Source organism: Algoriphagus oliviformis (genome assembly GCF_017254915.1).
GTDB lineage: Bacteria > Bacteroidota > Bacteroidia > Cytophagales > Cyclobacteriaceae > Algoriphagus > Algoriphagus oliviformis.
In genome coordinates this window covers 61,001-83,560 of record NZ_JAFKCT010000007.1, presented here as the reverse complement: position 1 = coordinate 83,560, position 22,560 = coordinate 61,001, and the positions used below count along the sequence as shown (strand labels likewise).

17 protein-coding genes are annotated in these 22,560 nt (G+C 53.6%); 8 read left to right on the top strand and 9 right to left on the bottom strand.

Translation table 11 applies throughout. The features are described from left to right. Positions 1 to 176: 176 nt before the first annotated feature. From J0A68_RS15850 to J0A68_RS15820, 7 genes are all read right to left on the bottom strand, one after another. Positions 177 to 923: a LytR/AlgR family response regulator transcription factor gene (locus J0A68_RS15850; protein WP_206579208.1), complete on the bottom strand. Its 747-nt coding sequence runs from the start codon at positions 921 to 923 to the stop codon at positions 177 to 179. Continuing rightward, positions 920 to 2,986, bottom strand: a complete 2,067-nt coding sequence (locus J0A68_RS15845) for a tetratricopeptide repeat-containing sensor histidine kinase (protein WP_206579207.1) — start codon at positions 2,984 to 2,986, stop codon at positions 920 to 922. Before J0A68_RS15845 ends, J0A68_RS15850 begins: the two co-directional genes overlap by 4 nt. A gap of 174 nt (positions 2,987 to 3,160) precedes the next feature. After that, on the bottom strand, positions 3,161 to 3,754 hold the full coding sequence (locus J0A68_RS15840) for a hypothetical protein (protein ID WP_206579206.1): 594 nt from the start codon (positions 3,752 to 3,754) through the stop codon (positions 3,161 to 3,163). 130 nt (positions 3,755 to 3,884) lie between these two features. Further along, entirely contained in the window at positions 3,885 to 5,291 is a 1,407-nt protein-coding gene (locus J0A68_RS15835; protein WP_206579205.1) for a sulfatase family protein, read from the bottom strand. Positions 5,292 to 5,406: 115 nt separating this feature from the next. Continuing rightward, positions 5,407 to 6,366 (bottom strand): ABC transporter ATP-binding protein, encoded by a 960-nt coding sequence (locus J0A68_RS15830; RefSeq protein WP_206579204.1) that lies wholly within the window; start codon positions 6,364 to 6,366, stop codon positions 5,407 to 5,409. 111 nt (positions 6,367 to 6,477) lie between these two features. Further along, entirely contained in the window at positions 6,478 to 8,751 is a 2,274-nt protein-coding gene (locus J0A68_RS15825) for a beta-N-acetylhexosaminidase (protein ID WP_206579203.1), read from the bottom strand. Positions 8,752 to 9,925: 1,174 nt separating this feature from the next. Beyond that, a complete protein-coding gene (locus tag J0A68_RS15820; RefSeq protein WP_206579202.1) occupies positions 9,926 to 12,295 on the bottom strand; it encodes a TonB-dependent receptor in 2,370 nt (789 codons plus the stop codon). Positions 12,296 to 12,480: 185 nt separating this feature from the next. Between J0A68_RS15820 and J0A68_RS15815 the strand changes: the two genes are divergently transcribed. From J0A68_RS15815 to J0A68_RS15780, 8 genes are all read left to right on the top strand, one after another. Further along, positions 12,481 to 13,515: a sensor histidine kinase gene (locus tag J0A68_RS15815; RefSeq protein WP_206579201.1), complete on the top strand. Its 1,035-nt coding sequence runs from the start codon at positions 12,481 to 12,483 to the stop codon at positions 13,513 to 13,515. Then, entirely contained in the window at positions 13,512 to 14,201 is a 690-nt protein-coding gene (locus tag J0A68_RS15810; RefSeq protein WP_206579200.1) for a LytR/AlgR family response regulator transcription factor, read from the top strand. The genes J0A68_RS15815 and J0A68_RS15810 overlap by 4 nt, the downstream gene beginning before the upstream one ends. 85 nt (positions 14,202 to 14,286) lie before the next feature. Beyond that, on the top strand, positions 14,287 to 14,454 hold the full coding sequence (locus J0A68_RS15805; protein ID WP_206579199.1) for a hypothetical protein: 168 nt from the start codon (positions 14,287 to 14,289) through the stop codon (positions 14,452 to 14,454). 54 nt (positions 14,455 to 14,508) lie between these two features. After that, positions 14,509 to 14,811, top strand: a complete 303-nt coding sequence (locus J0A68_RS15800; protein WP_317195124.1) for a type II toxin-antitoxin system VapC family toxin — start codon at positions 14,509 to 14,511, stop codon at positions 14,809 to 14,811. A 309-nt stretch (positions 14,812 to 15,120) separates the two neighbouring features. Further along, positions 15,121 to 15,870: a hypothetical protein gene (locus J0A68_RS15795; RefSeq protein ID WP_206579198.1), complete on the top strand. Its 750-nt coding sequence runs from the start codon at positions 15,121 to 15,123 to the stop codon at positions 15,868 to 15,870. 344 nt (positions 15,871 to 16,214) lie between these two features. Beyond that, positions 16,215 to 16,361: a hypothetical protein gene (locus J0A68_RS15790; protein WP_206579197.1), complete on the top strand. Its 147-nt coding sequence runs from the start codon at positions 16,215 to 16,217 to the stop codon at positions 16,359 to 16,361. Continuing rightward, complete coding sequence (locus J0A68_RS15785; protein WP_206579196.1) at positions 16,354 to 16,740, top strand: hypothetical protein; 387 nt, start codon at positions 16,354 to 16,356, stop codon at positions 16,738 to 16,740. Before J0A68_RS15790 ends, J0A68_RS15785 begins: the two co-directional genes overlap by 8 nt. 223 nt (positions 16,741 to 16,963) lie before the next feature. Continuing rightward, complete coding sequence (locus J0A68_RS15780) at positions 16,964 to 18,130, top strand: DUF4062 domain-containing protein (RefSeq protein WP_206579195.1); 1,167 nt, start codon at positions 16,964 to 16,966, stop codon at positions 18,128 to 18,130. 107 nt (positions 18,131 to 18,237) lie between these two features. On the opposite strand, the gene J0A68_RS15775 is transcribed toward J0A68_RS15780, so the two are convergent. Both J0A68_RS15775 and J0A68_RS15770 read right to left on the bottom strand, forming a co-directional pair. Then, on the bottom strand, positions 18,238 to 21,411 hold the full coding sequence (locus J0A68_RS15775; RefSeq protein WP_206579194.1) for an efflux RND transporter permease subunit: 3,174 nt from the start codon (positions 21,409 to 21,411) through the stop codon (positions 18,238 to 18,240). A gap of 30 nt (positions 21,412 to 21,441) precedes the next feature. Further along, on the bottom strand, positions 21,442 to 22,545 hold the full coding sequence (locus J0A68_RS15770; protein ID WP_206579193.1) for an efflux RND transporter periplasmic adaptor subunit: 1,104 nt from the start codon (positions 22,543 to 22,545) through the stop codon (positions 21,442 to 21,444). Positions 22,546 to 22,560 lie beyond the last annotated feature (15 nt).

Sequence of the window (22,560 nt, the reverse complement as noted above, 5' to 3'; positions counted from 1 at the left end):
AGTTTTTTAAGATTCACTAGCTGCTGGAGTCAAGGTTTCGATGCGTGAAAGGCCTGCTGCTTCTTGCCCAGTCGGGATCAGGTCACAGCACACTGCCGACACACTGCGAAATTATTAACTGGATTAATTCTAAACAAATTAATCCGCGAAAGATCTGAATTTCAAAAGGGACAGAATCAAAATTGGCCCAAGGCAAGCAGCAGTTCCTCCTTGCGGCGGGACGCCACTTCGATCTCCGAGCCGTCCTTGAGGATGAGGTAGCCGCCTTTTCCTTTGTGGTAGATGCGAACCTCACGGAGATTGACCAGGTGGGAATTGTGGGTGCGAAAAAAGCCCGAAGCTGCCAAGAGCCCTTCAAAATCCTTGAGGGTCTTGGCTACGGTGATCTTTCTCCCCTCCTTGAGAAAAATGTGCGTATAGTTCACGTCCGCCTGGCAGCGCACGATCTCATCGGTCTCCAGATACTCTATGCCCGTCTGGGTCGGAATGGGCAGGCGGGAGTGTTTGGCACCGTGGCGGAGGTAGTCCAGCAAAAGCCGGATCTGTGGGCTCGAGCCGGAGCTTCTCCTGTCCTTCACCTTGACAATGGCTGCATCGAGCTCCAGGGCATCTACCGGCTTCAGCAGGTAGTCCAGCGCCGAATGCCTGATGGCCTGCAAGGCGTAGGCCTGGTGCGCGGTGGTGAAAATGATGGAAAAGTCCCAGCTTTTGAGCTTGGCCAGGATTTCAAAAGCCGTCACGCTGCCGATCTCCACGTCAAAAAACACCAAGTCCACTGGATTTTGTGAGAGAAACTCTTCCGCCTCCTTCCCATTTTGTATCCATCGGAGCAGCTGGATCTCCTCACGATGGTACTTTTCCAGCAACAGCCGCAAGCGGTCTGCGCTTTGGGGTTCGTCTTCTATGATGACACTTTGGATCATATGGCGCTCAGGTTTTCTCTTGGGGTGAAGGTCAGCCGGACTTCGTATCCAGACGCCAGGCTTTCCCAAAACAAGGACCAGGCTGAATTTGGACGGTCCTTGTGCAGGCTTTCCAGACGGCTCTCGACCAGGTGCATCCCCATGGACTGGTGCTTTTCCTCCACTTGGACCGACTCACGCAATCCGGCGCCGTTGTCACGGAGTACGAGCAGGTAGCTGGACTGCTGGCGAAAGACCTTCAGGGTGATCTTTCCTTCTCCCGGGATGTGCGAGATGCCGTGCCAAAGGCTGTTCTCCACCAGCGGCTGCAGGATCAGGGGAGGCATCAGGAGCGAGGCGGCATCCACGCCGTCCTCCAGCTCCACGCCAAACTCCACCTCCTTGCCAAGCCGCAGCGCCTCGATGGCGATGTAGTCCCTCAGCAGGGCCACTTCCTCGGCCAGGGATATCTCGGTCAGCTCCGAGTATTCGAGGATTCTCCGGATCAGGCGGGCAAAGCGAGTCAGGTAGCGATCCGCTTCCTCCGGTTGGTTTTTGAGGAGAAAATTACTGATGGAGCTCAGCGCATTGAAGATAAAATGCGGGTTCATCTGAGCCTTGAGCGCCTTCAGTTCCAGCTCCGCGGCTTTGGCCCGAAACTCCGACTCGAGCTTGGCCCTCTTGTTTTTGGCCTGCATGCGCAGCAGGAAAATCCCCAAAACGGCCAGCAAGACCATCCCAATGGCCAAGGTCAGGTAAAAACCTGCCCGCCATCTCGCCTGCTCCCGCTCCGACTCCAGCAGCTGCCTATCCGTCTCAAAGGACTCCGTCAATTGCCTTTCCCTTGCCTCAAACTCATATCCGATCTTGGCTGCCAGCAGCTGATGCTCGTTTTCGTCGTTGAAGATGCTGTCCTCAAACTGCCGGTATTTTCTGAAAGCCGCCAGACTGCCGCGGTAGTCTCCGGATTTTTCCAAGCTCTCCGACAGGGCCGCCCAAGCCGCCCGCTGGGCCTCCAGGGAGCCGGACTCCTCGGCATAGCGCAGGGCCTCCCGCTCCAGCCGCATGGAAGCCGCTGTCGGATATCCCAACGCAGCTTTCGCCTTGGCCAAAGAGAGATAGACGGCAGACAGGTTCAGCTTTTCACCCGATTCGAGGTAGAGGTTTTTGGCGCTGTCCAGGTACTTTTCCGCCAGTTCAGGTTTGCCCATCTCCAGAGCCAAAGTGCCCCAGTTGGAATAGTCGGAAGCGATGCGACGGGCGTTGCCGATGGTCTTGTTGAGCGCCAAGGCCTGCCGGATGTAGCTTTGGGAGTCATCGAGCTTGCCCTGAAGCTGCATCACCACGCTGAGATTGCCGAGGGCAGAGGCTTCGGACTGGACATTCTCGCTCTTCCGGTACAGCTCCAGTGCCTCCAGGTAGTGGCCTTCGGCTTCGACATAGTTCCCGAGGTTTTTCTCGATCAGGCCGAGGTTGTTGAAGCAGTTGGCCCGCTCCCAGATATCCTCAGGCTCTGTTTTTCCCAAAGCCCTGAGAAAGTATTCCTGGGCATTGGGATAGTCGGCCAAGGCCAAAAAGACCACTCCCGTGTTGGCCAGGCTGCTGATGGTGTTTTTTCTCAAGCCCAATTCCTCAAAAATCGCCGTAGCGGCCTCGTGGGACTGAAGGGCCTCACCATAGTTGCCATTTCGATATTCGATCAGGGCGATATTGTTTGTGGCGCTGGCCTGCCCCTTCCGGTTCCCGCTCTTTTGGTGGGCCTCCAGCACCTGGCGGTATGCCAGCAGGGCCAGCGAGTCTTCCCCCTGGTACCAATAGTTGACCCCTCGGTAGTTGAGCGCCGAGGTGGCGCGGGAAGCCAGCCCGCTCTCGGTGGCCAAAGCAAGGGCCGAATCCGCATAGGCATGCCCCAACACGGGATTGATGCCCGCATAGGCAAACGCAAGTTCATTGTAAAGGTCCGTGCGGGACGAATCAGCCAAACCAGGCCGGGCGAGTTCATTTCTCAGGGAGTCCACCAGCCTCTGCCCAAAAACCGGCGGGGCAAGCAGTATTAGAAAAAAGATCAGAGTCAGGCGGCACATGGAAGCGAAGGCTAAAAAACACTTCTCCTATTTACAAAAAGAGGTATTTAAAAGCCAACAATCTACGCCCTTAGCCCCAAAAAAGATTCTGTGCCCAGCAAGCCAAAAGTAGCCTTGCCCTCAGCCATGCCGGAACAAACCATGGGGATCGTTTTCCAGAAATGCCGCGTCCCCTCAGGATCCCGATCGCTGGAGCTGCAGGCTAAACTGTCCCTCGGTGATCTTCAGCTCATTGTTGTCCCGGCCGGTAGTGGTAAACACCGGCCCCAAAACGGTGGCGTCAAAAGTACCCTCCACTTTGGTTTGGGTGATGGAGGAAAAGTGGATACTCGCATCATCTGTCCGCAGCATTGGCAACCCATCCCGCTGGAAGAGCACGGCGTTGTAGAGGTTGCCATCTTCATCCGAATAAGTAAACTGGATCCGCACAACGGGCACCCCGGTGTAGAGGATCGCTTCCTGCATCCTGTAGGTGATGCCCGTGGCAAAAGGCTCCTCGTTTAGCGCCGTGATGGACACGAAGTTTTTGGCCCCATCGCTGCCATCCCCCAAAATGATCGCCGTAGCCATGTGGACGTCGGCGGTGGCATTGTAGGTCATGGCCATGAGGTGGGTGGGAAGGTTGGCCTTAAATTCCTTCTGCACACCGTTTACCTTAAACTTGAAAAAGTACTCCGACTGGGGCTGGGGATCATCGCCGCCACTACAAGCGGCAAGGATGAGTACGGCAAACAACAGAATCGCGGAAAGTCTCTGGGGCATTTTCATGGCTTCTTTTTTTTGAAAAAAGAAAATTAGCCAAGTCCATCACCTGCTGCCAGCCATCTTTATTATTCGCCTAGCCCCGTTGATTTTTCGCAAAAACACAGACCAGTAAACGCGCCGGTCGCAAGTGCTGCTACTGCTCCTCGCCTATCCTGCTTTCCAACTGCGTCTGGCCAAAGCTCATCGTCGCCTGGTGGCTTTTGACCAGAGCTTGGATTTCCTCCACTACTTCGGGTTGCCGGTCGATCAAGTCGAAGCGCTCCGATGGATCGTGGGCAAGGTTGTAGAGTTTGGCCTTGTCCAGTTTCTCGAGCTTCTCGGGATAGCCGAGGGGATTGTTGCTGTAGAAGTAGAGCTTGAAGTCGCCCTTGCGGACCGCAAAGAGTCGGTCTCCGTGGTAGTAAAACATCGCCTCCCTGGGAGCCCCTTTCTCCCCGCGAAACGCCGGACTCAGATCCACCCCGTCATACACCCGGTCTTCGGGCATTTTTGCCCCGGCCAGAGAGGAAATCGTCGGAAAGAGATCCAGCGTGCTTCCAATCTTGGACACCACCTCAGGCTTCACGTTTCCCGGCCCCCAGACCACCGTGGGCACACGGACACCGCCCTCGTAGCTGGTGCCTTTTCCCCCAAACAGCAAACCGGCGCTTCCGCCCTGCTCGTTGTACGTCAGCCAAGGCCCATTGTCCGAGGTGAAGATCACGTAGGTGTTTTGGTCCAGGCCGTTTTTCCTCAGCGCGGCTAGAATCTCCCCCACACTCCAGTCGATCTCCTCGATCACGTCGCCGTAGAGGCCCCTTTCGCTTTTCCCCAGAAAACCCTCCGAAGCAAAGAGCGGCACGTGGGGAAGGGAGTGGGCGAGGTAGATGAAAAAGGGCTTGTCCTTGTGCTCCCCGATCAGCTTGACGGCCTCCTCGGTGTAGCGCTTGGTGATGGTGTTTTGGTCAGCCGGGCGCTCCACGATCTCCGTATTGCGCATCAGCGGCACATTGAAATACTCGATTTTGGAGGCTTGGAAGGCCATCTGGTGCGTGACGTCATTCACCCGATCCATATCGTTGCTGTAGGGGATGCCAAAGTAGGAGTCGAAGCCATGGCTAGTCGGCAGATACTGGGGCAGATGCCCAAGATGCCACTTACCGATGGCCGCCGTCGCGTAGCCCGCGGACTTGAGCTGCTTGGCGATCGTGATCTCGTAGGCGGGCAAGCCCCCACTGGAGTCAGGAAAAAGCACCCGGCGCCTGTTACTGTACATGCCGGTGCGGACAGGAAGGCGCCCGGTCAGCAGTCCCGCGCGGCTGGGCGTGCAGACGTTGGCGGCGACGTAGAAATTGGTCCACTTCTGCCCCTCGGCGGCCATGCGGTCGATATGGGGTGTCTTGATGGTAGGGTGGCCAAAAGTGCCCAGATCCCCATAGCCCTGGTCGTCGGTGAAGATGATGATGAAGTTGGGCTGGGAAGGTTTACTCTGGGCATGCACACTCAGGCTGGCTGAGAAAAAAAGCAGGATGGCCAGAAAAGAAAGAAAGGCTGGTTTCATGAAATGCAGGTTTTTGGGAACTAGCCAAACTAGGAAAAATCGGCCAAAGCGGCATACTGGCCCACAGGGAAGATTTCTCCTTGGCAAAAGTCGCGGGCGTCATCCCGCTTCCCGCCTAGCTTCTGAGCAGCAGGACCTGCTCCTCGTCAAAATGCAGGTACACCCTATCCCCGATCTGGTATTTCCTGGCCGGATCATCCACTTCCCACACTTCCCCGCCATTTTTCAGACGGATCAAAAGGGAGTTGTAGTGCACCAAAAATCGCTGGTCGATCACATGGCCGAGCAGCTCGCCCCTGGTCCGCAGCCGCACATCCGCGGGGCGGATGTAGCTGTCAAAACGGTCTGGGATCAGATTGATAGGGGAAAAAAGGCGGGCGACATAGCGGGTCTTGGGGTGCAGGCAAAGCTCGCGGGAATTGCCCTTTTGGACGATTTTGCCTTTTTGGAGGATGAGCACCGTATCGGTAAGCTTCAGCGCGTCGTCCAGATCGTGGGTCACAAAGACCACCGTCGTGCCGGACTCCTGGAGCAGTTCCTTCAGTTCGAAAATCAGCCGGTGCTTCTGGATGGTATCCAGGTGGCTAAAGGGCTCGTCCAAAAGCAGAACCTCCGGCTCGACGGCCAGGGCCTGGGCGATGGCCACCTTCTGCTGCTGCCCTCCGCTGAGGTTTCTCGGCAGTCTTTCCCGGTAGCGCTCCAGGCCAAACTGTCGGAGCAGCTTCTCTACCCGACTTTTGCGATACTCCGGATCAAAGAGCAGCAGGGGACGCGCGATGTTTTCCTCGATCGTGGTGCTCTGGGAGAGCTGGTAGTCCTGGTGGATGAGCTTGATCTCGTCGTAGCCCGCCACGAGCTTTTGGCTGGGGCTCAGCACCTGCATATCGCCCAGCCAGACCTCCCCGCTACTTTGGTTCATCAGCCCGGCCGCGATGCGCAAGAGGGAACTCTTGCCCGAGCCGCTTTCCCCCACCACGGCGATCATCTGTCCCTGATCCAGGTCCAGGGAAAACTCATGCAGCGCAGTCTGGGACTCGTAGGTCTTGCTGACCTTGCGGAGGGAAAAGTACGTCATGGGATTCGGGATTTGAGGTTTGGGATTCGAGATTTCACACTTCTGCTTTCAGCATCCAGACTTCAACTTTCAGACTTCATATTTCAGCTTTCACACTTCAGACCTTCCCCGTCAATTGATCACCAGCTCGTCGCTGAAGATAAAGGCCCGGTTGCCATTGACCGCCCGGACGTGGATGTAGCGTGCCTGGACATTGCCCATACTTCCGGCAAAATCGGCAAACACCAGTCCCTTTTGATCCTTGGGCACCTCGTTGGCGACCTGCAGTACCTGCTCAAAATCCTTCCCATCCACGGATACCGACACGATCACCGAGTCCGGCATGTAGATGCCCGGCCCGATGTTTTGGAGGAAGCTGGCGGAGAAGGTATGCAGCTCCTGCACCTTGCCCATGTCCACGGTCACGTCGATGTCGTTGGTGAATCCCTGCCACTTGCCGTCTCCGTTTGCGTTGCCTCCGCGGAGGCCGTCGGTGAAGCTACCCGCATCCCCTGCCGGGTAGGCGGTATTCCAGGGCTTGTGATAGGTGACCTTCTTGCCTATGGCTTGGTGATAGTCTACTTTTCTGCTGAGCACGGGCTCCTGGATCTGCCCGTTTTCGAAGATCGCTGCCTTCACCGTCACAGAGCCGCTGACGTGAAACTCACCCTCGTAGCGTTCGGACGCCGTAGTCGGCTCCGTCCCGTCGGTGGTGTAGTAGATCGTAGGCTTCACCAGCTCACTCTCCAAGATGACGCCGATCTCCTGCTTTACGGTGTCCACTTTCAGAAAGGGCGTCAGCTCCTTGGTCACCTCGTAGGTGTACTTCACACCCAACTGATCCAGACGCTTGAGCTGGCTTTGCAGCCTTTCCTTGAAGCCGTCCCAATCGTGCACCTCCCGCGGTGACCAAGCCCGCTCCGAAAGCGCCAGGAGCTTGGGAAAAATAATGGCATCCGCCAAATCCTCCGAGGGAACGGTCTCCGTCCAGACGCAAGCCTGCAGGCCATAGGCCAGGTGCTTTTTGTCCTCTGGATACTTCGATCCAAAAAACTCAAAGTGGTAGATGGGATACATCTGGGCGTCCAGGCGGGAGAAATACATGGGGTTGCCCGGGGTGTAGATCATGGGATTGCCGTTGTTGGCCACGCGGTTTTGGACGCCGCCGGCCCAGTTTCTCCAGTACATCACGTAAAGTGTGGAATCCACGCCGGGATGGATGGCGTCGTCCCACACGATCACTTCCTTGCCTTTGCTCTTGATGAATCCGGTCACACGGTTTACAAAATAGCTCTGCAGCTCCTCCACGCTGCTCATGCCCTCGGCAGCCATGAGTGCCTGACAGGCCTTGGACTCCTCCCAAGAGGACTTTTCCACCTCATCAGCCCCGATGTGGATGTACTTGGAGGGGAAAATATCCATCACCTCCGTGAGCACGCCCTCGACAAACTCATACACTTGTTCATTCCCCGGACAGAGAGGCGTGGAAAACACTTTTCCCCAACCCGCACTTCCCGTGCAGGCCAACTCAGGATAGACTTGGATCGCGGCCATCATGTGACCCGGCATATCGATCTCCGGAATGATCTCGATATGCCGGGACTGTGCGTACCTCACCAGCTCGCGCATCTCCTCCTGGGTGTAAAAGCCGCCATACTCGGTCACCCCGTCACGCTCACGGAGGTGCTTGGGATCCAGCTGGAAGCGGGGGTCTTCCTTGGCCTTTTCTATACAGACCGAGTCTTGGTTGTTAAAGGTTCTCCAGGCACTCTCCTCGGTCAGGCGGGGGTATTTTTTGATCTCCAGCCTCCAGCCCTGATCGTCTGTGAGGTGGAGATGGAGCTTGTTCATCTTGTAGAGTGCAAGCAGATCCACGTAGCGATGCAGGTAGTCCATGGAGAAAAAGTGCCGGGACACGTCCAGATGCATGCCCCGCCAGGCGATGCTCGGCGCATCGGAAATGGACAGCTCCGGGATCAGAATCTCGGGGGCAGTTCCCTCGCCCTCCAAGTCCGCCGGCATAAGCTGCCTCAGCGTCTCCATGGCGTAAAACATCCCCGCCGCATCTCCCGCGATCAAAGAAACCCTGTCACGCCCCACTTCCAACTGATAGGACTCAGCCTGGGTCAAATCTTGGGAGTAAACCAATTCAAGAACATTTCCTCCGGCCTGCGCGGTGATCTCCTCACCCAGCATCTCGACCAGAGTGCTTTGCAAAAAGGCCGCCTCGGCATCAAACCTGCCCCCGTCACTGCGGAGGAGCTGGGTAGCGGGGCTGAGGGCAAAAAACCCGCCTTTGACTTGCAGCTGGGCAGGTTGTGGTACGAGGGCCACTTCGGGCTGGACGGAAGGGCTGCAGGCAGTCCAGACGAGGATAGCGAGCAGGAAAACAGATGGGTACTTCAAGGGTAGGGAAAAGCTAAATGAGGGGTAAAGATAGAAATTTTGGCTCCCCCTGCCCCGCCATTCAAGCCGAAAATAGTCCCAATGCCCAAACCTAGGCATGGAGGTGAATGGAAGGATTTGACGGCTTAGGAGGTTGCCTAGGGTGAAAACCCTTGGCTTCTTCAAAGTGTATGCGGTGAATCCAGCGCAAAGCGCAAAAAAACTTTTACCACGAAGGCCACAAAGGTTCGCATAGATAAAGCCCCTCAACCTCCCTACTTGCATAGCTGCACTCCCTGAAACCTTCGTCGCAAAAATCTGTGCATTTGTGGCTTTTGGCCCACGAAGAAACTAGGGCTAAAACCCTAGGATATCCAAGGGCCGCCCCGATGGGACTCTTACTTGGATACAATCTCTGCGATACCTTGGCGTTCTCAGCGCCTCCATGGTAAATCCAGCGCGAAGCGCAAAAAAAAAATTACCACGAAGGACACAAAGGTTCGCAAAGATAAAGCGCCTCAACCTCCCTACTTGCATAGCTGCACTCTCCGAGACCTTCGTCGCAAAAATCTGTGCATCCGTGGCTTTTGGCCCACGAAGAAACTAGGGCTAAAACCCTAGGCTACCCAAGGGCCGCCCCAATGCGGCTCTCACTTGGATACAATCTCTGCGAAACCTTGGCGCTCTCAGCGCCTCCGCGGTGAATCCAGCGCGAGGCGCAAAAAAAACTTTCACCACAGAGTTCGCAGAGGAAAAGGAGTGCCAAGACATAGCTTTTTAGCAATGTCCTCACATCCCTTCCCCGTACTTTTCTATAGATCACCAAGGAAGGCTTAGCTTTCAAAACCTTCACGCCTTCCCGTCTTCGTGGCCATTGATCCTCTGCGAAGACTCCGCGACCTCCGCGTCTCGGCGGTGAATCAAGCGCGAAGCGCAAAAAAAACTTTCACCACAAAGGTTCGCAAAGGAAAGTCGAGCGGGGACACTCGCTGGGCAAAGCCTCAAAAAAACAAAACCGGAAGAGCCTTCGCCCTCCCGGTTTCCAGTTGGTTGATTGTTTTTTTAGAATCTAAGTCTTTGGAAAGATATCAGCGTCCCTTGTTCACCTGCTGTGGACTGTCGACGAGTTGAAAGGTACTTAAACAAATTGACCGTTGTGGAAAGTGCCATATACAACATTATGGATACTCCCATTTCAGAACCTCTTCGTCCCGCTAAACTCCATGGCCTCGCCCTTGCCAAAGCCGTAGCTGATGCCCAGGGTCACGAAGCGCCCACGCTGGCGGAAGCTGTACTGGCTGAATTCCGGGGAGTAGCTCTCGCTCTCCGTCACCCGCGAGGCGAAGACGTCCCGCACGCTCAGGTTGATGATGGCCTTGCCGTTCACAATCTTCTTGCGTATGCCGAGGTCGGCCATGGCAAAGCCCTTGTTGCTGCGCTGGAAGGTCTGGTAGGAGGAGCGGTAGTCCGCCACCACTTCCAGGGCAAAGTCCGCCGGCAGCTCAAACTTGTTGGTCAGGCGTCCAGACCACTGGCTGGAGGTGAAGCCGAAAGGCGTGGACTCCCAGGTGCCCGTCCGGTCGAAGTAGTTGTAGTTGAAGTCGGCGTTGAGCGACCACCAATCGCTTGGAGTCACCTTGCCGTTCACCTCCAGGCCGGTCACGTTGTTGGTGCCGATGTTCATGGGCTTGGTGATGTTGATGCCGTTTTCCACAGTGGTCACGTCCTCGATGGTCTGGGTGATGTAGCGATGGTAGATGGAGCCGCTGAGGGAAAACAGGCTGTGGTCATAGATCGCCGTCATCTCGTAGCTGTCCGTGTACTCGGGCAGCAGGTTGGGATTACCGGTGCTGACGTTGTAGGGGTTTCTGATGTTGGTGAACGGGTTCAGGTCAAAAAACCTCGGTCTGGAGATCCTGCGGGAGTAGCCCCCTTGCAGGGAGAAGTTTTTCGCGACTTTGTAGGACGCATGCGCAGTGGGAAAGGCATTGGTAAAGTTCTGCTGGTTGACCTCGCCGGTCTGCTCCAGCTCTGTATTGACGTCGGTGTTTTCCAGCCTCAGGCCCAGCTTCAGCCCAAACTTCTCCCCTTCGTACGCTCCCGTGCCGTAGAGCCCCAGGACGTTTTGGGAATAGTGGAAGTCGTTGGTGAGACTGGGAATGACCACCCAGCTTCCGTTTTCGAAATCAGAGATCGAATAGTTGTTTTTCACGGTGCTCATGAAGTACTGCCCGCCGGTCTCCAGGGTGAACTTTTCCCCAAAAGGCTGGGTGTAATCGGCCTGGAAAGTGTATTCCGCTTGGCTGAAGTCATTGTCCGCCTGCTGGCGCTGGCTGAGGGCACCCTCGCCGAAGGTGGGCGAATTGTCAAAGTCGGAGAGCTGGTCTTTGGCAAAGGAACTCCCCATGGCGCTGATCAGCAGGTAGTGGTCGTCCTTGTCCGAAAAGTCGCTTTTGTACTGCAGCTCATACTGCCACTTGGGATTCGTCGCCTCGATGGACTCCGTCCTGTTCCAGCCCGACACCATTACCTGGGAGGCGTCAAAGGAGCTGAAGGCCCCGTCGGAATATTCGGTCTCGCCCTCGAAGGCATAGTTACCCGAGAGGGTGACCACATTGCGGTCGTTGATGTAATAGTCGGTGCCGAGGATGAGGTTGAAAAACTTCTCGTTTTTCTCCGCATCGCCCACGCTCCTCACCTCCGTGCCATCGACGAGGTTTTGGTTGAGTGTCTCAAAGTCCTCCGGCATGGTCCGATACCCCACACCCAGCTGGCTGAAGAGATTGAACTTGTCGGTTCGCTTGTTGAGGGAAAAGCCCAGGCTGTGGTTGTTGGGCACGCCGGTATTCAGCGTCACCGAGCCGTTGACGCCGCGCTTTTCGTCTTTCTTCAGGACGATGTTGATGATGCCGGAGGTACCCTCCGCGTTGTATTTTGCCGATGGGTTGGTGATCACCTCCACGCGTTCGATCATGTCGGCGGTCACCGTACCCAGGGCATTCCCCCCGTCGCTGGTCAGCACAGAAGGCTTCCCGTTGATCAAGACTTGCACCCCGCCTGTGCCCCTGAGCAGGATTTGGCCTTCGATGTTGACATTGACGGAGGGGATATTGTTGAGCACGTCCAGGGCGCTGGCCCCGGTGCTGCTCAGGTCTTGGCCCACGTTGAATACCCGCTTGTCGAGCTGGAATTCCGTGGTTGATTTTTCTCCCTGCACCACGACCTCCTCCATGAGCTTGGTGTCTTCTGCCATGGCGATGGTGCCGAGGTCAACCTGGTTTTTCACGATCTCAAACTCGGAAAAGGTCTGGGTCAGAAATCCCATGAAGCTGATCTCCAGGCTGAAGTTTTGGCTCTTTGTCGCCAAAAGCAAGGTGCCGTCGGCTTGGGTGGTGGTGCCGGCCAGCATCTCCCCGCTGCTTTTATCCAGCAGCTTGATGGTGGCAAACTCGATGGGTGACTGGGTCTTGGCATCGACCACCTTGCCGGTGATCTCTACGCTCTGCGAAAAGGCCGTGCCCAGTCCCAAACCAAAAAATAGAATACATATCAGTGAAAATCTCATTGCGGTAGGTTTTGATTACTCCCCAAAATTGTCCGGGAATGCCTACCTTAAAAAATATAATCGGTGAACGACGGGACTTTCCGGACAAACAACATCCCCCGGCCTTTCGAGTCGTTTGACTGGAAAAAACGGTCGTTCGTCTCCCGCCTTAGCTTATCAGCACCTTTATAGGCTACTTTGGAACCATGGATTCTCCTATGCAAAGCAAAAAGACGAACAGACAGGAGTGGATCTTCCAGCTCATCCTCCACTTGACGGTGTTCCACTTTGTCCTCATCGACCACGAGGAGGGACAGATGGTCTACGAGCTGCAATGGTTTCAGCTGGTCTTCTTTGCCAACTATGTCTGCGCAAACCTCCTGATCAGCTATGTCCTCTTGCCCAGGTTTTTGTATAAAAAGCGCCATTGGGAATTTGGCCTCTACTGCATGATGACCGTCGTGGCAGTGATCCTGGTCGAGGAGTTTGTCCTGGAAAAAATCTTCTACCCCACCACCCGGGGCTCCGACTTCCAAGGAGCCATCCTCAGTCTGGGGGAGGTCTTGTCCGTCTTGGGAGCCCTCACCGGCGTCAAGTTTGCCTGGGACTCCATCCACCGGCAGCGGGAGATCGACGAGCTGAGGCTGGTGGTGAAAGACAGCGAGCTTTCCTTCCTCAACTCCCAGATCAACCCCCACTTCCTCTTCAACAACCTCAACAACCTCTATTCCTACGCCGTGGAGCAGTCTCCCAAAACGCCCGAGATCATCCTCGGCCTGAGCGGGGTGCTGCGCTACATGCTCTACGAGTGCCGGGAGCCCTTTGTCCCCCTGCTCAAGGAAGTGGAGCAGCTCCGCAACTTCATCCAGCTCTACGAGCTGCAGATCGAGGAGCGCGGGGCGGTAGATTTCACCACCAAAAACGTGAGCGACAACTACCAGATCGCTCCGCTGATCCTGAACGTCTTTGTGGAAAACGCCTTCAAGCACAGCCAGTCCGGGCAGTCCGACGAGATCCGCATCTCCGTATCCCTCTCCGTGGACGCCACCGGAAAGCTCCACTTCAGCTGCGTAAACAACTACGAGCCCCATGAGGCCAGCGAAGGCGAAAGCAAGGGAATAGGCTTGGAAAACGTGAAGAAAAGACTGGCCCTACTCTATCCCGAGCGGCATAGCCTGAGCATCGAAAAAAGCGGGCAAGAGTACCGCGTCGCCCTCCAAATCCAACTCCAAACGCCATGACCTGCCTGATCATCGAAGACCAGCCACCCGCCCAACGCATCCTCCGCAAGTACATCGAGGACCAGGGCACGCTGCAGCTTTTGGAGGTGTTTGGCGACCCGATGAGGGCCATGGCTTTCTTGGAGGAGCATCCCGTGGACTTGGTCTTTCTGGACATCAACCTACCCAAACTCAGCGGCATCGCCCTGCTGAAAACGCTGAAGAAAAAGCCCCAGGTGATCCTCACCACGGCCTATTCCGAATACGCGCTGGAGGGCTATGAGCTGGATGTGGTGGACTACCTGCTGAAGCCTTTTTCCTTTGAACGCTTTCTGAAGGCCGTATCCAAAGTCCGGCGTCCCCAGCAGGAAAGCCACTCTCCATCGGCTCCTGTTCGCAGGGAGCATTTTGTCAAGATCGGCTACGAGCATATCCGCATCGCCTTTGAGGACATCCTCTACCTAGCGGCGGACGGGGACTACTGCGAGATCTACCTGGTGGGCAAAAAGCACCTCTCCTCCGAATCCCTGAAAAAGTGGATCGAGCTCCTTGAGGGCTGGGATTTTTTCCGCATCCACAAATCCTACCTGGTCAATATCCACCAGATCGACAAGGTCAGCGGCAACACGATCTACCTCCACGACGGCACCCAGCTCCCCCTTGGCCGGGCTTACAAGGAGGACTTTATGGAAAAGTATTTGAGGTAAGAAGGTGTACCGATGGTCTAAAATCCCCAACTCCGGGAAAGGAAAAGCGTTGAAAAGTGTAATATTGTTAGAGATACTTAAGGATATGACGACAGTAATCAAAAAAGGAACTCCAAAAAAAGAGGCAAAAAAGCTGATCGACGAAGCAGTTGCTAAAGCTGGCAAAAAGGATTTAAGAAGATACGCAGGAATTTTAAAAACGGATATTCATCCCTTAGAATATCAAAAACAGATCAGAAATGAGTGGGAATAGGCTATTTGTAGACATAAACATCCTCCTATTTTTTTAAAAGGCAATCCCGAAGTAGTGGATTTGATTTCAGACAAAGAGCTAGTACTGTCGGTAATTACAGAAATCGAACTTTTATCTTTTCCACTTTTGACCGATGAAAATAAAGAACAAATTAGGAATCTCTTAAATGAGTGCATAGTTCTGGACTTAGATCAAGAAATCAAAGAATTGACTATAGACTTCAGGAAGAAATATAGAATCAAACTACCTGATTCTATAATAGCTGCATCTGCTTATACTTCAAAAGCCCCCTTACTGACAGGTGACAAAGAATTCAGAAAAATTGAAGAATTAAATCTCCTGATCTACGAATTTTAAGACGCTAAAAACACCCTAGTAGGCAGAGCGTCTTGTCAGAAAACTGCATCAAACTCAAAACGCTCAAAGACATCAAACTCGACGTCCTGGACGAAGCGATATGCTTTGGGATCGAGCAAAGCGGGAAAGTATTTGAGGTAAAGCTCACGTCATTCCCAAATCCCCTTCGCGATTAAGCCGCCTCACAGAGAACTGCCTTTGGGAAAGCAATTGTGAAAACTTGCTTCAGCAGGACAAAAATCCGTTCAAACCAGTTTTTCCTCTTGCCAAAACCTCCGGATTGCTTAATTTGAAGTACGCAAAAACCTCATGAAATATAGTCTTATCATATTGACCTTTTTGATTTCAATTGCAGCCAGCGGGGAACCTTGGGACAAAATGTTACTCGAGTTGACAAGCTCAAAAACTTTAGGAGAAATCAGACAGGTCAGAAGCAAGTTCTATTCCCGCATGGACTATAGTCCACTTACCAGAAGTATGGATTTTGGATACGAGAACACGGTTTGGGAATTTGACTTTATAAATGGCGCTTATTCAACAAATTTTAAACTCTCAATAATCTCGAGAAACGACAGTATTGTATTCGGAAAAATCGAACAACTACATTGGAGAGGAAATACCGAAGAAATATATAGATTTTCGGTCATTGAGAGGGAGCTAGAGAATCTCGTCAATAGTCATAACACCTTTTATTCAACCAATTACAAGGTGGTTGAATTCATCGATGAGTTGATGGAAGAGCATTATTTCTCCCTCGGATGCGGAGAAACCGGCAGCGACTATCCAATTGAATCGGTCAAAATGCAGGACTGGGCAAAATCAAACAACATTAAGAAACTAAGGAAGTGGCTTACTTCTCCCAACTTCGAATTACAAGCCTATGCCGTCGCCGGACTTAGTAGAATTGAAGAAACTGGTTCCCCAATTCCTGAACGATTGACTGCTATCATCGAACACCTGCGCAATCGTAACAGTGCTATCATCAATTGTTCCGGCTGCATAATGGGACTTGAAACACCAATAAACCAGCTGTTGTTTGACCATCGAGACAGCAATTAGCAGCAAATAAGCCTGACATCGCGACCTTCTTCGCTGGAGTAGTTGGAGACTCTGGTACCTGAGGATATCTCACCCTTCTAGGCAATAAAATGGATACCGAAGAAAAAATCCAAACCTTCCTCGATAACCTAGCGGAACCCAAACATGGGGAGATGCAAGCTCTACATACCCATATTCTTCACATTTTCCCAAGAGCCAAACGTTGGTTTCTGCGGGCTACTGCATCAAATTCCAAACGCTCAAAGACATCAAATTCGACATTCTGGACAAAGCGATATGCTTTGGGATCGAGCAAAGCGGGAAAGGAGCTGTCCCGTGAGTGTCCTCACTCACGACTTCCCCACTTGGATAAGCGAGTGGAGACACTCGCTTGGGCGGCAAAAGCGAGCGTCACCGGCTACAGTATCAGATTCAAAACGCTCAAAGACATCAAACTCGACATTCTGGACGGGGCGATGCACTATGGGATTAAACACATCGACAATGACTAAACACCTGAAAATCATCCTTCTACTATTCTTATTGTCCTGTGGGCAATCCGACCAGCTCGATCAGAAAATCATCGGAACCTGGACCATGGAAAAGGTCTACGAATACGAAAACGACGTCACCGAAAAGCACAATCCCGCGCAGGACAGATGGATTGAGTTCAAATCCGACGGAACCTTTGTGAGTGACGGACAGCCTTTTGGCAGGAACACCGGTCGCTGGACGGCCGACAATGAAGCGTCCATCCTATACATCGACAGTGACGTGGATGACGATGACAGTGAGTGGAGCGTCACCTTCGACAAGGACCTAAGCACCTGGACTGGAATCGGGCATCCGAGAAAAGAAAACACCAAGCTGATCCACAAGCGAAAAGAATAGCGAGGAACTGAGGGAACATACGCCACATGAGGCTTGCAAACCATTTTTTGAGGCGAGTGAAGACGCGAGATTGAGCAACTGCAAAATTTTACAATCTTTTTAGTTCCACTGCCTGAGGTAGTCTCGGATTTCTTAATTTGGAGTAAGCTACCGGGAAGACCAACTTGTCCCCAAAAGATGTAAAGGAATCCGGCTTCGGAATAATGATTTAAGCAGATATTTTATGAACCCCCAACCAACAATATTTATAAGCTCGATTATATCTGAATTCTATGATCTTAGGGGAGCATTGAGGTATTTTTTAGGCAAGAGTGGGTTTCGTGTCCTCATGTCAGAGGAAGCTGATTTTGGTGCAGATTGCGGAAGAGATTCACTCGACAATTGCAAGGAGCAGATCGAAAAATCAGATTATTATTTACTGTTAGTTGGAAATAAACCGGGAACAATATTTCAAATTGATAAAAAAAACACAACAGTTACATTTGAGGAATTTAGACATTACATAAGCCTAGTTAGGAAAGGTAAATCGTTAAATCTAATTGCTTTTGTTAGACAACAGGCTTGGGACAACTATCTTCGTAATGACACGACTCAGATAAACGAATTGCAAATAGAGTTGATAAAAGAACTTGTTGAGAATTCTCTATTTGAAAATAAAAAGATTGGAAGGTGGAGGTATACATTTGACAAATTTTCAGACATTATCGCAGTTCTTCAAACAAATCAAAATGGTTTGTTCCTTGAATCAACCCGTAAGTCCGGAATTTTCAGGACATACATTAAAAGAGAGATCTCTGAGATATTCAAAGCTCTTCTTGAGAAGAAAGAGGAAACCGGAACAATAAGCGCAATAACTGACATCGTAAAATTGCCTGATCTAGGACATCTTGACACGTTATCTCGATCAAAGATCGACCGCCAAACCGCAACCTACATAATAGGATTCTGTACGGTAATTTCATCGAAGGACAGTTTAATGCGAAAAATCAATAGAGTATTTAACTACATCGCACAAGGAGAGTTCTCAAGATTTGACGTTGTGGAAGAAAAATACGTCTTACCAGAATACATTAAATTAACGATTCAAACACTTGAAATTCTTGAAAAGATTTTTGACAATGCCAAGACGAGCGACTTGTATGAACAACTAAGAAACAGAGCCTCAGATAGTTTTTTCATTTCTGGAATTGAATATTTATTTGTAAAATCGGCATATATGGACTTAAGATTCTCGATTCTAAGACTTGCTAGTTTAACGAAATGCTTTCATCTCAACTGGTATGACTTTGAAAAGAGACCGGATAACTTTTATGAATATCGAGGGAGGGCGGGAGAAAAAATTTCGGATTCTGAATTGCTTCAATTTGCAGAAAATTATTTGGCCAAATAATTCTATTTAGAATACCATCACCTCTAAAATGGCGGTTGCTATCCGCCAAAAAACCATAAAAAAAGCTACCCTCCAGGGTAGCTTTTCTATTTGGGCCTTGATTCCGTTTAATGATGGTCTTCAAATCCGCTTAAATCAGCATTGTCTTCCAGGCGTTGGAGTTCCTTTTTGCCATAGGCGATCTTGGTGATCACCACATAGAGCACGGGCACGAAGAAGATCGCCAAGAAGGTCGCCGAGAGCATCCCACCGATCACCGTCCAGCCGATGGTCTGTCTGGCGACGGCACCGGCCCCATTGGAGAGCGCCAGGGGCACCACGCCGAGGATAAAGGCCAAGGAAGTCATGATGATGGGACGCAGACGCAGTTTCACCGCATCCAGGGTCGCCTTCACCAGCGGCATGCCTTTGTCCACCCGCTCCTTGGCAAACTCCACGATCAGGATGGCGTTTTTCGCCGCCAAACCGATCAGCGTGATCAGACCGATCTGTGCATAGACGTTGTTGTCCAGCTTAGGCAGGAAGGTCAGCGCCAAGATCGCCCCAAAGGCTCCCAAAGGCAAGGCCAGCAAAACGGAGAAGGGCACAGACCAGCTCTCATACAGGGCAGCCAGCAGGAGCGACACCAGGATGATCGCCAAAGAGAAAATCAGGATCGTGCTGCTGCCTGCGGACATCTCCTCCCGGCTCAGGCCGGAGAAGTCGTAGCTGTAGCCCGCTGGCAAGACCTGAGCCGCCACTTCCTCCAGGGCCTCGATCGCCTGGCCGGAGCTGAATCCCGGCGCGGCGTTGCCGTTGATCTCCGCGGAGCGGAAGAGGTTGTAGTGGGAGATTACTGGGGAGTTTTCGACCACGGAGTAGTTTACCAGGGCGCTGAGCGGCACGGATTCACCCTGCCGGTTGAGCACGTAGTATTTCTGCAGGTCGTCGATCCCGGCACGGAAGGTCGTGTCTGCCTGCGTCACCACGCGGAAGTTTCGCCCGTACTTGGTGAAGTCGTTGACATAGGTCGAGCCCATCATGCTGGACATGGTGGCAAAGACGTCGGTCATGGACACGCCAAGCTTTTTGACTTTCTCTCGATCCACTTCCACGTGGTAGCCCGGAGTCTTGGCAGTAAAGAAGCTATAGGCCATGGCGATCTCCGGACGGGCATTGGCCGCTTGGAGGAATTGCCCCAGCACCGACTCCAGCTCCTTCACATCACCTCCAGCCCGCTGCTCCAGCATGAAGCTAAAGCCTCCGGTCTGTCCCAGGCCCGGAATGGCTGGCGGCGGCACCACGACGATGTTGGCACCCTTGATGACGGCAAACTTCTGGTTGAGCGCCCCGATGATGCCGAAGAGCTGTAGGGAAGGATCCTTCCGCTCCTCCCAAGGGTGCATCTGGACAAAGAAAGTCGCCGAGTTGGGCTTGAAGGAGAAGTTGATCGCGTTCAGTCCACCGATACCGGTCACGTTGTTGATGCCCTCGGTGCTGCGGATCAGCTTCACCATTTCGGTCATCACTTCGCGGGTTCTGGAGCTGGAAGCCCCCTCGGGCAGCTCCACAGAGACAAAGAGACGCCCTTCATCCTCTGTGGGCAGGAAGCCGGTAGGCTTGGTCTGGAAGAGCCCAAACGTGCCCGCAAAGATGCAGACCAAGATCACGAGTACCAGAGGCGCTTTTTTGATCCAGGATCTTACCCCGTTGGAATAGGAAGCGGTCACCCGCTCAAACCAGGTGTTGAACTTGTAGAAAAACTTGTTGAGGCCCTTTCCCTCAGGAGTAACCTCGGAAGGACGGAGCAAAAGGCTACACAGCGCCGGGGTCAAAGTCAAGGCGACAAAAGCCGAAATCAACACCGAGATCGCGATGGTGATCGCAAACTGCTGGTACATTCTACCCACGATACCGGGGATAAAACCTACCGGAATAAACACCGCGGCAAGGATCAGCGCAATGGCGATCACCGGAGCGGTGATGTCTTTCATCGCCCTGCGGGTGGCTTCTTTCGCAGAAAGCTTGAATCGGTCGATGTAATGCTGAGCCGCTTCCACCACCACGATGGCATCATCCACCACGATCCCGATCGCCAGTACAAAACCGAACATGGTCAGGGTATTGATGGTAAAGCCGAGCGGCACAAAGAAGATAAAGGTACCGATGATGGACACGGGAATCGCCAAGATAGGCACGAGGGTAGCCCTCCAGCTTTGCAGGAAAAGGAACACCACGACGATCACCAGCAGCAGCGCCTCCCCAAAGGTCTTGATCACCTCGTTGATGGACACCTCCACCACGGAGACCGACTCAAAGGGCACCACGTAGTCCATGTCCGCCGGGAAAGAAGTCTTCAGCTCATCCAGGGCCTTGTACACGCCCTCGGCAGTTTCCAGCGCGTTGCTGCCCGGAGCCTGATACACGAGGAGAATGGCGGCATCCTGGCCATTGACCGTGGAGTACCTGCCATAGTCAAACTGCCCCAACTCCACGCGTGCGATATCCTTGAGGTACACGATGGAGCCGTCCAGGGGATTGGTGCGGACGATGATGTTTTCAAACTCCTCCTGCTCCACCAAGCGGCCGTTGACCGTGATGGCGTATTCGAAAGCCTGGGAGGTAAACTGCGGCATACCGCCGACCGTACCAGCCGCGACCTGGAGGTTTTGCTCCTGGATGGCGGCATTCACCTGGGCAGTGGAGATGCCGTATTGGGCCATCTTGTCCGGCCGCAGCCAGACCCGCATGGAAAAGTCCTGCCCGATGGCATTGATGTCTCCCACTCCGGGCACCCGGGCCAAAGCATCCTTGATGAAGATGTTAGTATAGTTGGAGAGGAACTTTGGATCATGCGTACCCTTGGGCGAGTAGATGCTGATCACCATCATGATGCTTGGGTTCCGCTTTCTCACGGTCAGCCCCAGCCTTCTCACCGCCTCCGGCACCACCGGCTCGGCGATGCTGACGCGGTTTTGCACATCCAGCGTCGCGATGTCGATGTCGGTGCCCACTTCGAAGGTCACGTTCATCTGCATTTGTCCCGTGCTGGTATTGTTGGAGCTGATGTAGGCCATGCCCGGGGTACCGTTGACCTGGGTCTCGATAGGCGTGGCTACGGTCTGCTCCACGGTCTGGGCGTCGGCACCGGAGTAGATCGCCGACACGGACACCACCGGAGGGGTGATGTTGGGGTATTGGGTCACCGGCAGATTTAGCGCTGCCAGCACGCCCACCAGTACGATGACGATAGAGATCACCATCGCCATCACGGGGCGTTTTATGAATATTTCTGATATCATTGCTTCGTATTCTTGATGGAAAAAATTGGCTTACTGCACTTGCACTTTCGAGCCTTGGCGGAGCTTTTGGATGCCATCCACCACGATGGTCTGCCCGGCCTGGAGCCCTTCCCTCACAGCCACCTCTGCACCAAAGACAGTCCCCAGCTTCAGCGTCTGCTGCGTCACGGTGTCATCCTCGCCGAGGACGTACACAAAGTACTCGCCCATCTGCTCAGTCACGGCCTTGTAGGGAATCACCAGCTGGTCACCGTGGTCGGCATTGATCACGCGCAGGACTCCGGTCATGCCCGGAATGAGCATTCCCTCGTCATTGGGAAATTCCACGCGGACGTTGACCGTGCCGGTCTGGCGGCCCACCGCTCGGTCCACCGTGGCCAACTTCCCGGGATGCGGATAGAGGCTGTCGTCGCTCAGCTTGAGCGTAAAGAGCGAATCCGGGGCATCAGGGGCATTTACCAGCCTGTAGTAGCGGGGGATTTCCTTTTCGTTGATCACAAAATCCACCTGTACCGGATCCATGGAGGACAGGGTGTTGAGCAGAGGCTGGCCAGGTGAAACCTGGGTACCCAGTCTCACTTGGGAAATACCGATCTTCCCGTCAAAAGGCGCGGTGATCTGGGAGTAGCCGAGGTCGGTCTCCGCAGCGGCCACTTGCGCCTCCGCTGCCTGCACTTGGGCTTGGGCAGCCAGCAGCTCAGCCTTGGCATTGTCCAGGGTTTGCTTGGCGATGGCCTCGTTTTGGTCCAGGCGCTCGTAGCGGTCCACGTCCTTCTGGACTCTGGCCAGCTGGGCCTTGGCGGAAGCCAGGGAGGCAGCGGCTTGGTTGCGAGCCGCCACGTATTTGGTCTGGTCGATTTGGTAGAGCTTTTGGCCCTTTTTCACCTGCTGTCCATCCTGTACAAAGATGTGGGTGATGTAGCCGCTGACCTGGGGACGGAGCTCGATCTCATTGAGCGCGACGACCGTGGCCGGATAGCTGTCCAGGCCGGTCACCGGTTTGGTCGCCACCTTGTACACCGACACGGCCACAGGGGGCGGAGGCGGTGGGGTTTGGGCGGCGTTTCCGCAGCCATAGAGTACCGCGGCAAGGGCTGCAAAGAATAGGGTGCTTGGATTAAAATACTTTTTCATCTGGGAGTGTTTTAT

Excerpts from the sequence above, each read along its gene's own strand:
- J0A68_RS15780 (WP_206579195.1), top strand. The coding sequence starts at position 16,964 with ATGAACCCCCAACCAACAATATTTATAAGCTCGATTATATCTGAATTC.
- J0A68_RS15785 (WP_206579196.1), top strand. The coding sequence starts at position 16,354 with ATGACTAAACACCTGAAAATCATCCTTCTACTATTCTTATTGTCCTGT.
- J0A68_RS15850 (WP_206579208.1), bottom strand. The coding sequence starts at position 923 with ATGATCCAAAGTGTCATCATAGAAGACGAACCCCAAAGCGCAGACCGC.
- J0A68_RS15795 (WP_206579198.1), top strand. The coding sequence starts at position 15,121 with ATGAAATATAGTCTTATCATATTGACCTTTTTGATTTCAATTGCAGCC.
- J0A68_RS15820 (WP_206579202.1), bottom strand. The coding sequence starts at position 12,295 with ATGAGATTTTCACTGATATGTATTCTATTTTTTGGTTTGGGACTGGGC.
- J0A68_RS15815 (WP_206579201.1), top strand. The coding sequence starts at position 12,481 with ATGGATTCTCCTATGCAAAGCAAAAAGACGAACAGACAGGAGTGGATC.
- J0A68_RS15840 (WP_206579206.1), bottom strand. The coding sequence starts at position 3,754 with ATGAAAATGCCCCAGAGACTTTCCGCGATTCTGTTGTTTGCCGTACTC.
- J0A68_RS15835 (WP_206579205.1), bottom strand. The coding sequence starts at position 5,291 with ATGAAACCAGCCTTTCTTTCTTTTCTGGCCATCCTGCTTTTTTTCTCA.
- J0A68_RS15770 (WP_206579193.1), bottom strand. The coding sequence starts at position 22,545 with ATGAAAAAGTATTTTAATCCAAGCACCCTATTCTTTGCAGCCCTTGCC.
- J0A68_RS15845 (WP_206579207.1), bottom strand. The coding sequence starts at position 2,986 with ATGTGCCGCCTGACTCTGATCTTTTTTCTAATACTGCTTGCCCCGCCG.
- J0A68_RS15775 (WP_206579194.1), bottom strand. The coding sequence starts at position 21,411 with ATGATATCAGAAATATTCATAAAACGCCCCGTGATGGCGATGGTGATC.
- J0A68_RS15830 (WP_206579204.1), bottom strand. The coding sequence starts at position 6,366 with ATGACGTACTTTTCCCTCCGCAAGGTCAGCAAGACCTACGAGTCCCAG.
- J0A68_RS15810 (WP_206579200.1), top strand. The coding sequence starts at position 13,512 with ATGACCTGCCTGATCATCGAAGACCAGCCACCCGCCCAACGCATCCTC.
- J0A68_RS15805 (WP_206579199.1), top strand. The coding sequence starts at position 14,287 with ATGACGACAGTAATCAAAAAAGGAACTCCAAAAAAAGAGGCAAAAAAG.